We start from the raw sequence: 10,755 nt of genomic DNA, 5'->3' as shown, positions 1-10,755 counted from the left end.
GTGCCCGGCCATGGCCGATTTCGAGATTCCCGAGGACGTCTCCGCCCTCAGCGACGAAGAGCTGAACGAGGCGCTTGAGGGCGCTGTCGAGGCGTTCGACGCCAAGTCGCAGTCCACCACCGTCACGACGAAGGACCTGGAGTCTCTGCGGTCCCTGGCGACCTGCGTCGACTCCATCCGCACCGAGCAGGCGTCCCGGCACGAGGCCGCCGAGCAGGCCGCCGCCGAGATCGACTCCCTCGCCGCCCAGGTGCGCGGCAAGGACGCCGCAGAGACCGCAGAGACCGCAGAGACCACCGAGGGCGCGGCGACCGAAGAGGCCGCCGTCGAGGAGGCTGCCCCCGAGCCGGAGAAGGTCACCGCGGCCGTCGTCTCACGGCCCGCGCTCAACCTGTCCGGCGTACGCCGCCGTCAGCCCCGCGTCCTGCCCGAGCCGCCGGCCCCGGGCACGACCATCACCGCAGCGGTCGACGTCCCCGGCTACGCCCCGGGCTCCCCGCTCCACTTCGGCGACATCACCTCCGGCATCATCAGCCGTGCCAACGCCTTGAAAACGGCTGGCGGCGGCGTCGGCCAGGTCATCAGCTACCGCCACCCGTACCCGGAGGAGCTGATCGTCACCGACTCGTCCTCCGCACCGGAGGGCACCACCGTCGCGCTGCGCGCGTCGAGCCAGCAGCGGCTCCCGCAGAAGGACCTGGTCGCGTCCGGCGGCTGGTGCGCCCCGTCGGAGACGGTCTACGAGCTCACCGACACGTCGTGCCCCGACATGCTGTGGGACGCACCGGAGATCCAGCTCGCCCGAGGCGGCCTGAGGTACTACAAGCCGCTGTCGCTCGACGTCGCGGCCATGACGTGGGTGCACACCGAGGCCGACGACATCAGCGGAGCCGAAAAGCCCTGCTTCAAGGTGCCCTGCCCGGCCCCGGTCGAGGTCCGCTGCGACGCGGTCGGCGTCTGCCTCGAAGCGGGCATTCTGACCCAGAGGCACTTCCCGGAGCTGGTCGCCTGGTACCTGCGCAACAGCATGGTGGCCCACGAGATTCGTATCCGGCAGGTCCTCTTCCAGCGGGCGCTGGCCGCGGCGACCCCTGTCGTCATCCCGGCGACGATGGGCGCCCTGTCGGCCGTGTACGCAGCCGTCGCGCTCCAGGCCGCCGACATGATCGAGCGTCACTCCCTGTGCGAGACGACCGCCCTCGAAGTGACCTTCCCCTGGTGGTCGCGGAACCTCTTCCTGACCGACCTGGCCCGCCGCAACGGCGTCAGCACCGACGAGGTCACCACGGCTCAGATCCAGGAGCTGTTCACGCCCCTGGGCGTCCGTATCCAGTGGGCGCGCGGCCTGGCCCCGGCCGTCCCGACGGACATCGGCGGCGCTGCTGCGGCCCTCGACTGGCCCGCCCAGGTCAAGTTCCTCATCTACCCGGCCGGCGGCCTCCAGATCGGTCGTGGTGAGGAGGTCAACTTGGGGGTCGTGCACGACAGCACCAAGTTCACCACCAACGACTACACGGCTCTCTTCGCCGAGGAATGCGTCGCCCTCGTGAACCGGTCGGTGGACACCCGCGTCGTCACCGTCCCCGTCTGCCCGACCGGCGCGACCGGAGCGCAGACCATCCTCACCTGCCCCGTCGCCTGACCGTCACCTCCCCGACACCGTGCCGGGCCCGAGCACCTGACCCGGGCCCGGCACGGTCCCAGCAACCCCTTGGAGGTGCGCGATGCCGGAAGGGCTCCGCGTCTACGTAGAAGCGATCCCGGGCACGCCCCTGCCCCACGGCATCCTCGGCGCCCCATGCACGACCGTCCGCGACGTCGCCGAGGACGACATCCACGAGCTGAACGGCGTGGAATGGAAGGCCCTCGGCTGCTGCCCGGTCCTCGACTGGCCCGACCCGTGCGAGGACGAACCGCCAGGAGACGAGTCCCCGGGCCCGCCCCCTCAAAAGGAGTTCTGCCGACCCGCCACCGAGCACGCGTCGCCGATCACCCTGTACGCCGGCACGGAGTGCTCGGCCATGGGCTGGACATACGCGGAGGCCCGCGCGCACGTCGAGGCCACGATCGCCCTCGGAGAACAGCACGCGCTCGAGACGGCCTTCTGGCGGAACACGCTCGCCATGGTCGCCGCCGACGTCACACCGGCGGCAGGCCCCGTGCCCATCGCCCAGGGCGTCGCCGCCCTGGAGGGCTGCCTCGCGCAGCACTACGCCGGCGTCGGCACCCTGCACATTCCCGTGGGCGCAGCCGCTCTCCTGGGTTGCTGCAACCTCGTCCGCGAGGACCCGGAGACCGGCGCGCTGCGCACCCTCGCCGGGAACTGCGCCGTGATTGGCTCCGGATACTCCGCGGTGAACACGGGCCCCGGCAACATCCCGGCCGAACCGGGCACCGCCTGGCTCTACATCACAGGTCCGCTCGTCATCCGGCGCGGGCCGCTCGACGTCATCCCGGACCGGCCCGGTCCGTCCGTCAGTATCCGCACCAACGACCGCAAGGTCCTCGCCGAGCGGACCTACGTGGTCGGCACGACGTGCACCGTATGCGCCGTCCAGATCGAGGTGTCTTCGTGAGCGACTTCGTCCGTATCCGCCCGACCGCCGACCGCCGCGTCCCCTTCGCCCGCTGGGCGGTCGCCCAGACACCGAAGATCCGGACGTCGGGTCCGGACACCTTCACCGTGCCCGTGAACCTCCTCGCAGGCATGCCGGAGGACATCCTCATCGGGTCCGACATCGACGGCCATCGCTACGTCTCGCCCGAGGAGGACGAAGCCGAGGGGAGGCCGGCGCCTGGCGCCGAACTCCGCGGCGTGGCAACGGCCGACGGGCTCACCCCTGCGTCCGTCTCACAGCAGGAGGCAGAGGCGGAGGAGCCGCTGCCCGAGCGGACCGACGAGACGTACGCCCCCGACTCCAGCCCCCTGCCCGAGCCGGAGCCCGCCGCCGAGGCCGACGACCGGCCGGACGGTGTGTTCCCCTGCCCCGGCTGCGGCAAGGAGTTCACCACTGAGCGCGGCCGGGACACCCACCACCGGCGGAAGCACGCGGACGGGTGAGCCCACGCGCGGTCCCGGCTGCGGCCGGGTGAACTGCGCGGTGTCGCCGGGGGAGGGCCCGGCGGCACCGCGCTGCTGTGCCCCGGACCGGCCGCGCCCGCGCGGCTATGCTGATTGCTGACGCTGCTGGTTGTGGGCCGGGCCGACCAACTCACTGTTGGAGGCCGCAGTGCCACTGATCGCCAATGCCGACGTCATCCGGATCACGAGGGTGGACGGCTGTGGCCGCCCCGTCTGTGGTCTGGACAACGGGTTCGTCTTCGACTGCTTCGCGACGCTCGCGATGAACACCAACTCCGACGACGGCGACGACATCGAGTACAAGGCCGCGAACGGCCGTGTCTGCGGGTACCGGCGGGGATGCCCCATCTTCCGAGGGTTCGACATCGAGCTGAACTTCTTCGAGGTCAACCCCCAGATCATCGAGATCATGACGGGCAACCCAGTCGTCTTCGGGTACGACACCAAGCCGATCGGCTACGACGACTGCGGGGTGCAGTGCTCCTCTGGCTTCGCGATCGAGCTGTGGGCGGAAGTCCTCGGCGACGACGTTTGCGACGCTGCGGGTCCCGGCGGCAGCTCCTGGCTCTACTTCCTCATGCCGTGGGTCACGAACGGTCTGCTGGGAGACCTGGAAGTCGGCGCTGAGGCGGCGTCGCTGACCCTCACCGGCGCAACCCGGGCCGGTGGCGGCTGGGGCGTCGGCCCGTACAACGTCATGGCGAAGAACGTCGCGGGCCAGGCCGGCCCGCTCCTGACCCCGCTGGGGCCGGCCTGCCACCGCCGGACCATCGTCACGACCATCGCTCCGCCGCTGCCGAGCGCCGACTACACGCCGGTCACCGGCGGCGTCTGCCTGGCGTCCTGACGTGGAACTGGACATCGTCGTCCCCGTCCGGGAGGGGGCCGACAACGAGCAACTGCGGTACGGGCTGCGCTCGTGGGCAGCGCACCTTCCCCACGGCCGCGTCTGGGTGGTCGGGTACCTGCCGCCGTGGGCCGTCGGTGTCCAGCACATCCGGACCCGGCAGCGGGGCACGAAGTTCCAGAACACCACCCTCGCGGTGCGGGTGGCCTGCCAGCACCCCGACATCTCGTCGCGTTTCATCCTGGCCAACGACGACATGTTCGTCATGAAGCCGCTGGAGGCCATGCCGGTGCTGCACCGCGGCCCGGTCCGGAACGTCGAGACGTTCTACGCGGCGCGCGCGGCGGGGGAGTACCTGCGCGGGATGCGGGAGACCAGAGACCTTCTCGCCGACCTGGGCCATCCCGACCCTCTGTCGTACGAACTGCACGTGCCGCTGCCGGTGGACAAGGCCGTGATGCTCGACGCGCTCGACATCGCCTGGCACCTCGACGTCGTCCACAAGCGCACCCTGTACGGCAACCTGGCCCAGCTCGGCGGGACGGAAATCCGGGACGTGAAGATCATGCGCCGCTCGCCGGGCGGCTACACGGAGGACGACATCTTCCTGTCGACCATGCCGGACTCCTTCGCGGCCGGCCACGTCGGGGCGTACATCCGGCGCACCTTCGCCGAGCCCGGCCCCTACGAGACCGGGAGGGCCTGATGTCTCTCCAGATCGGACCGTGTGAGGCGTGGCCGACCGAACTGTGCTGCACCACCCCCGAGGGGATGGACGCGGGCGACGTAGAGCGCTGGACGCTCGTGGCGTCGAACATCCTCTGGGGCCTGTCCGGTCGCCGTTGGGGCCCCTGCCCCGTCACCGTACGGCCCTGCCGCCAGTCGTGCCTGGACAGCGCCTTCCCGAGCTTCCAGACCGGCGCCGGAACGGGCCCGTGGATCCCGTACATCGGCGCCGACGGCAGGTGGAGGAACGCCTCGGTCTGCGGCTGCAAGTCCGACTGCTCCTGCGGCGAGCTGTGCGAGGTCTACTTGCCGGGCCCGGTGTACGACGTCGGCGAGGTGAACGTGGGCGGGGAAGTCCTGCTCCCGGAGCAGTACCGGGTCGACGCCCCCGGGAAGCTGACCCGCGTCGACGGCGAGTGCTGGCCGACGTGCCAGGACCTCGCCGCCCCGCCCGGAGCGCCCGGGACCTTCACGGTGAAGTACCGGTGGGGCCTTCCGCTTGACGCAGCGGCGATCGCAGCGGTCTCGGAGCTGACGTGCCACCTGCTCAAGGGGTGCGCGCCGGCCGGGTCCTGCGGCTGCAAGTCGAACCGGAACCTGACCCGCGTCGTGCGCCAGGGCGTGGAGATGGAGATGCCGGACCCCACCCTCATCTACAGCGAGGGCCGCACAGGGCTGCCCATGGCCGACATGTGGCTGGCCATGGTGAACCCCTACCGGCTGACCAGCCCGAGCCGCGCCTACTCGCCCGACTTCCAGAGGCCGAGGGTGCAGCAATGGCCCTGACCACGCTGGCGATCCACGACCTGACCGTGGCGGTCCTCGGCTGCGTGTGCGTGGCGCTGGACCGTACCGCGGAGCAGATGGTCGGACAGCCCGGCTGTCCGGCGTGCAGGGCGTGCGTCGTGCCGGGACAGCCGGCTTGGGACTCCTGTGACGACCCGTGCGGCGAGGCGGCTTCGGGTGGCCAGCTCACCGTCTCCGTCGCCCGGATCTACCCGTCTTCCGAAGCCGACTTCCCCGCCGAGTCCCGGGTGGTGCAGGGCGTGCGTGGCTGCACGCCGCCCCCGATCACCGCGCTGGAGCTGGTGGTCACCCTGCTGCGGTGCGCGCCGACCATCAGCGAGGACGGGTGCCCGCCGTCGTGCACCGACCTGGCGACGACGGCCCAGATCCTCCACGTCGACATGGCCACCGTGTACTCCGGGCTCCAGTGCTGCCTGCCCGGCACTGAGCAGCGCCGACGGGGACGTCGGTTCGTCATGGGCCAGCAGAAGGTGATCGGACCGGAGGGCGGCTGCGTCGGCATCGAACAGCGCGTGACCGTCGCCCTGCCGGGCTGTGCCAGGTGCCCCGATACCGAGGAGTCTCTGTGAAGATCAGCGACCTGATCCCGCGGCTTCACCGGATCTGGGAGGAGCACGGCGACTTGGATGTCCGGGCCTACGACTACTCCGACATCACGCCGAGCGTGGTGGAGACGCCCGAGGTCGAGACGAACGCCCAGGGCGAGACGTACGCCCTGGTCCGCCCCTAGGAGGAGTGCGCCATGCCCGCTGAGGTGACGATCGACCCGGGCCGGATCGCGCGGACGCTGCGCCTGCGCAACGGTGTCGTGGCGCGGCGCCTGGCCGAGCGGACGGCGCGCACCGCGCGCCTCGCTGAGCGCGAGGCGCCCGGGTCGATGGGCCGGTACATCTCGTGGAAGGTCCAGGACGGGCCGAGGGGCCTCCAGGGCGTCATCGTGTGCGACCACCCCGCGGTGCGGTTCGTCCTCGACGGCACCCGGCCGCACATCATCCGGCCCCGGCGGGCGAAGGTGCTGCGGTTCGAGATCGGCGGCCGGGTCGTGTACTCGGCGTACGCCAGGCACCCGGGCACCCGGCCGAACAACTTCCTGGCGAGGGCCTTGCGGGACGGCCGCTGACCCGCGGCCCCGGCCCGCGCGGGTGCTCTACCCTCTCTGGCCCACGCCGCTGGTTTTGGGCCGGGCGTACCGCGCGGGAAGAGGAAAGGGCCACCCGTGGCTAAGAGGCAGTTCACCCTCAACACGACTCCGCACGAGGCGGAGATCGGCGATGTCACGCTGCTGTTCCAGCCGGAAGTGCTCGGCGACGAGTTCCTGGACCGCTACGAACAGCTCCAGGAGGCGAACCGGCGGTTGAACATCGACCCCGCGAACATGGCGGACACCGACCTGTCGAAGGTCCGTGAGGCCGCCGTCGCGATGCGGGTGTTCCTCGCCAGCCTGATGCTGCCGGAGTCGGCGCACGAGTTCGCCCGCTGGGACGTCGTCCTCGCCGGGAAGGCCGTCAGCTCCCACCCGAACCCGGACGAGGCTGCCGGAGCCGCCGCGAAACGCAAGGGCGCCACGGTCAAGGACGCCGGCCACCGGTTCCCCGACCGCGTCCTGGTCGAGCTGATGGAGTGGGTAGTCGAGCTGTACGGGGGCGGCCAGCGCCCTCCTACGTCGTCCGGCGTCTCCTCGCCAGCATCTCCGCCTCCTGGGAGGCGTGGGAAGGGAGTCTCGCCCTCCAGGGCGTCGACATCCACACGTGGCCGCTGAGGGTCATGCTTTCGGCCGCTGAGGCCACGTTGGAGCAGGGCGCCGAGGACGAGGGCGAGCGGCGGCGGATCCGGGCGAAGCTCTACGCCCCGCCGAAGGGCTCGCAGCCACAACGAGGCGCGAGGCCGCCCGGGATGGGGCTGGGCATGGGCGACGCCCAGGCCCTCGCTGCGCAGCTCGCAGCAGAAGACGCACGGCTGACCGGTGGCAACACCGGCTAGTCTGGGGAACGCCGCTGGTTTTGGGCCGGGCAACCGATCGCTTTTTCGCGAGGTTGCCCGGTGGCCGACGACGAGGACTACGGCACTGGCCGCATCCGCATCGTCCTCGATGACGCGGATGCCGTCGCTGATGCCCGCGACCTCGGCATCCGCATCTCGCGGGCGCTGGACCGGGCCACGCGCACCGTCGGCACGACGATCCGGCGGAACATCCAGCGCGGCCTCGACGCGGCCAACGTCTCCGTCCAGGTCGTTCCGGACCTCGCCCGGTTCGATGCGCAGCTCCTGGCCCAACTGCGGTCGCTGGAGTCCATCAACGTCCCGGTTGCTCCGGACCTGACGGGGTTCGTCGAGCGCATCCGGGCCATCCTCGCCGGCGAGGAGTTCGAGGTCACGGTCGTCCCCGACCTGACGGGGTTCGACGCGCGGCTGCGCGCGCACAACGTGCCGACCCTGTCGGTGCCGGTGAACCCCGACGTCAACGGGTTCACGCGGGCGCTGCGCGGCCTGGCGAAGCTGGCCAGCGGTGTCGGCGGCGTCCTCACCGGGGGTCTCAAGTTCGCGGCGATCGGCGGCGCGGCGCTCAGCGCGGGAGCCGGCATCGCGTCCTTCGCGGCGTCTCTCGCCCCGGCAATCGGGATCGTCGCGGCGGCCCCGGCCGCGATCGGCGGGCTCATTGCGGCGAACGCCGCGTTGAAGCTGGCTCTGTCCGGGGTCAGCGACGCGTTCGGCGCGGCGCTCGGCGACGACGCGAAGAAGTTCACCAAGGCCCTGGAGGGGCTGTCTCCGGCCGCCCAGAAGGCGGCGCTGGAGGTCCGCGCCCTCAAGCCCCAGTTCGACGCCCTCAAGAGCAGCGTCCAGGACGCGTTCTTCAAGCCGCTCCAGGGGCAGATCACAGGCGTCGCGCAGGCCCTCGGCGGCCCGCTGAGGTCGGGGCTGTCGGCCATCGCCGGGAACTTCGGACTGGCCGCCGAGCGGGTAGCGAACTTCCTCAAGACCGCCACCGGCATCGGGGCGATCAAGAACGTCCTGACCGGGACCACTCAGGCAACTAGCGGGCTCGCCGCAGCGATCGGGCCCGTCATCTCCGGCCTCACCCAGGTCGCGGGTGCCGTTGCGCAGGCGTTCGGGGCGCAGACCGGCAACGCCATCGCGAACCTCGGGGTCCGGCTCGGCACGTTCCTCCAGCAGACGGCGCAGAGCGGGCAAACCGTTGCCTGGGTTCAGGGCGCGCTCGGCATCTTCAAGCAGCTCGGCTCCCTGGTCGTCCAGGTCGGCGGGCTGATCGGGGACGTCTTCGGGGCGCTCGCGGCCGGCGGGGGCGGCTCCCTCGGCGCGCTGACGCAGATCATCGGCGCCGTGCGGACGGCGATCCAGCCGCTCCTGCCGCTGGTCACCCAGCTCGCCCAGCTTTTCTCGTCGGTGCTCGGGGGCGCGCTGTCGACGGTCGCCGCCGCACTGACGCCGGTGATCGCGGCGATCACCAGCACCCTGCTGCCGCTGATCCCCGGTCTGACGGCCGCGTTCCAGGGTTTGTTCGCCGCGCTGGGGCCGGTCGCGGCGCAGCTCGGCCAGTCGCTTGGGGCCGCGCTCGCGGCGATCCTGCCGCTGATCGGTCAGCTCGTCCCGATCCTGACGGGCAGTATCGTTCCGGCGCTCGGGCAGCTCGTCGCCGCCGTCGGGCCGCTGGTGGCCGCGCTCGCGGGCGCCCTGGCCCCGGTCATCGCACAGCTCGCCCAGCTCCTCGGCACCGTGCTGGGCGCGGCCGTCCAGATCGTCGTTCCCCTCCTCGGCCCGTTGGTCGGGATCGTCACCGGGCTCCTCGGCGCGATCTCGCCGCTGATCCCGGTTCTGTCGCAGGTCGCGGCGGCGCTCGGTGCCGCGCTCGGCGACGCGGCGAAGGGTCTGGCGCCGCTCCTGGTCAGCATCGGGAAGGCGGCGACGACCGTGGTGGCCGCGCTGGCGCCGCTGGTCTCCCAGATCCTCCTGGCGCTGCTGCCGGTCCTGCCGCCGATCGTTGACGCGTTCAACGCGCTGGTCGGCGCGCTGGTGCCGCTGCTGCCGCCGATCGCCGGCCTGATCGCGGCGTTGGTGCCGTTGGTCTCACTGATGATCAGGATCGCTGCGCCGATCCTCCAGATCGCTGCGGGGTTCCTGTCGTGGCTGACGATCAGCGCCGTCGTCCCGGTCCTCTCCGGGGTGGTGTCGGTGCTGACGGGCCTGGCGACCGGTCTGACGTCGGTCGTCAACTTCATCGTCTCCCTGCCTCAGTTGATCATTGGGGGGCTGTCGTCGCTGGCGTCCACGATCGGCTCGTTCTTCACGAGCCTGTTCGTCTCGCTCGGGTCGACGCTGGCCGCCGGTTTCCAGGCGGTCGTCGGGTTCTTCACCCGGCTGCCGGGGATGATCCTCTCCGCGCTGGTCGCGCTCCCCGGCCTGCTGGTCAGCGCCTTCGTCAACGCGGTCGCGGCTGTCGGCATCGCCCTGCTTACCGCCCTCGCCGGCATCATCTTCGTCTTCACGGTGCTGCCCGGCCGGGTCTACAACGCGCTGATCTCCTTGGGCTCGCGGATGATGGCCGCCTTCACCAGCGCGTTCAACTCGGCCCGAACCGCGACGACCTCGTTCCTCACCCAGACCGGGACGTTCTTCTCGCAACTGCCCGGCCGCGTCGGGTCGGCGCTCGCCGCGCTCCCCGGCCGCGTACGGAGCCTCTTCGTGTCCGCCGGCTCCTCGGCGCTGTCCGCCGCCCAGTCAGCCGGCTCGTCCGTCGTGAGCTTCTTCTCCGGCCTGCCCGGCAGGATCGGCTCGGCGCTGTCCTCGGTCGGCTCCCGGATCGGGTCCGCGTTCAGCAGCGCGGTCGGCAGCGCGCGGAGCGCGGTCTCCTCGCTCATCTCTTCCGTGGTGAGCCTGTTTTCCACCCTGCCGGGCCGCATCGTCGCCACCCTCGGCGACATCGGCGGGCGCATCGTCTCGAAGATCAAGAGCGGACTTCCGTCGTCGGTGCGGGCTCTCCTGCCCTTCGCCAACGGCGGCATCGTCACGAGCCCGACGGCCGCCCTGATCGGCGAGGCCGGCAAGGAGGTGGTCCTGCCGCTCACCAGGCCCGCCCGGACCGTGGAACTCGCGCAGAAGTCCGGTCTGCTGGACCTCCTGGCCAGGCGAGGCGCTATCCCGTCCGCCGCCAAGGGCACGGACACAGGCGGAAGTCGGCAGGTCATCCACAACTGGAACATCACCACGACCGCGCAGGACCCCGGCGTCCTCGCCGAGCACCTTTACGGCCAGCTGGCCCGAGCGGCGGGGGTATGAC

General features: G+C 71.3%; 12 protein-coding genes. All 12 read left to right on the top strand.

The window, feature by feature from the left end; all coding sequences use genetic code 11:
* Positions 1–10: 10 nt before the first annotated feature.
* A complete protein-coding gene (locus E6R62_RS16860; protein ID WP_136214254.1) occupies positions 11–1,642 on the top strand; it encodes a major capsid protein in 1,632 nt (543 codons plus the stop codon).
* An 82-nt stretch (positions 1,643–1,724) separates the two neighbouring features.
* Positions 1,725–2,576 (top strand): cupin, encoded by an 852-nt coding sequence (locus E6R62_RS16855; protein WP_136214253.1) that lies wholly within the window; start codon positions 1,725–1,727, stop codon positions 2,574–2,576.
* Positions 2,573–3,061 carry a C2H2-type zinc finger protein gene (locus E6R62_RS16850; protein ID WP_136214252.1) on the top strand — a complete coding sequence of 163 codons (489 nt, stop codon included), beginning with the start codon at positions 2,573–2,575 and terminating at the stop codon, positions 3,059–3,061. Before E6R62_RS16855 ends, E6R62_RS16850 begins: the two co-directional genes overlap by 4 nt.
* Positions 3,062–3,230: 169 nt before the next feature.
* Complete coding sequence (locus E6R62_RS16845; RefSeq protein ID WP_240801718.1) at positions 3,231–3,929, top strand: hypothetical protein; 699 nt, start codon at positions 3,231–3,233, stop codon at positions 3,927–3,929.
* Position 3,930: 1 nt separating this feature from the next.
* Positions 3,931–4,635, top strand: coding sequence for a hypothetical protein (locus E6R62_RS16840; protein ID WP_136214250.1), 705 nt, complete (start codon positions 3,931–3,933; stop codon positions 4,633–4,635).
* Complete coding sequence (locus E6R62_RS16835) at positions 4,635–5,441, top strand: hypothetical protein (RefSeq protein ID WP_136214249.1); 807 nt, start codon at positions 4,635–4,637, stop codon at positions 5,439–5,441. Before E6R62_RS16840 ends, E6R62_RS16835 begins: the two co-directional genes overlap by 1 nt.
* On the top strand, positions 5,432–6,031 hold the full coding sequence (locus E6R62_RS16830) for a hypothetical protein (protein ID WP_136214248.1): 600 nt from the start codon (positions 5,432–5,434) through the stop codon (positions 6,029–6,031). The genes E6R62_RS16835 and E6R62_RS16830 overlap by 10 nt, the downstream gene beginning before the upstream one ends.
* Entirely contained in the window at positions 6,028–6,192 is a 165-nt protein-coding gene (locus E6R62_RS39535) for a hypothetical protein (protein WP_168714077.1), read from the top strand. The genes E6R62_RS16830 and E6R62_RS39535 overlap by 4 nt, the downstream gene beginning before the upstream one ends.
* A gap of 12 nt (positions 6,193–6,204) precedes the next feature.
* Entirely contained in the window at positions 6,205–6,582 is a 378-nt protein-coding gene (locus E6R62_RS16825; protein WP_136214247.1) for a hypothetical protein, read from the top strand.
* A 96-nt stretch (positions 6,583–6,678) separates the two neighbouring features.
* The gene (locus E6R62_RS16820) at positions 6,679–7,221 is read left to right on the top strand and encodes a hypothetical protein (protein ID WP_136214246.1); all 543 of its coding nucleotides are present in this window, start codon (positions 6,679–6,681) and stop codon (positions 7,219–7,221) included.
* Between the two features lie 5 nt (positions 7,222–7,226).
* Complete coding sequence (locus E6R62_RS16815) at positions 7,227–7,442, top strand: hypothetical protein (protein ID WP_136214245.1); 216 nt, start codon at positions 7,227–7,229, stop codon at positions 7,440–7,442.
* 60 nt (positions 7,443–7,502) lie between these two features.
* Entirely contained in the window at positions 7,503–10,754 is a 3,252-nt protein-coding gene (locus E6R62_RS16810) for a hypothetical protein (protein ID WP_136214244.1), read from the top strand.
* The last annotated feature ends 1 nt before the right edge of the window (position 10,755 follow it).

The sequence above is a fragment of the Streptomyces sp. A1136 genome, assembly GCF_004795055.1.
Lineage (GTDB): Bacteria > Actinomycetota > Actinomycetes > Streptomycetales > Streptomycetaceae > Streptomyces.
This window is presented reverse-complemented; position numbering and strand designations above follow the sequence as displayed.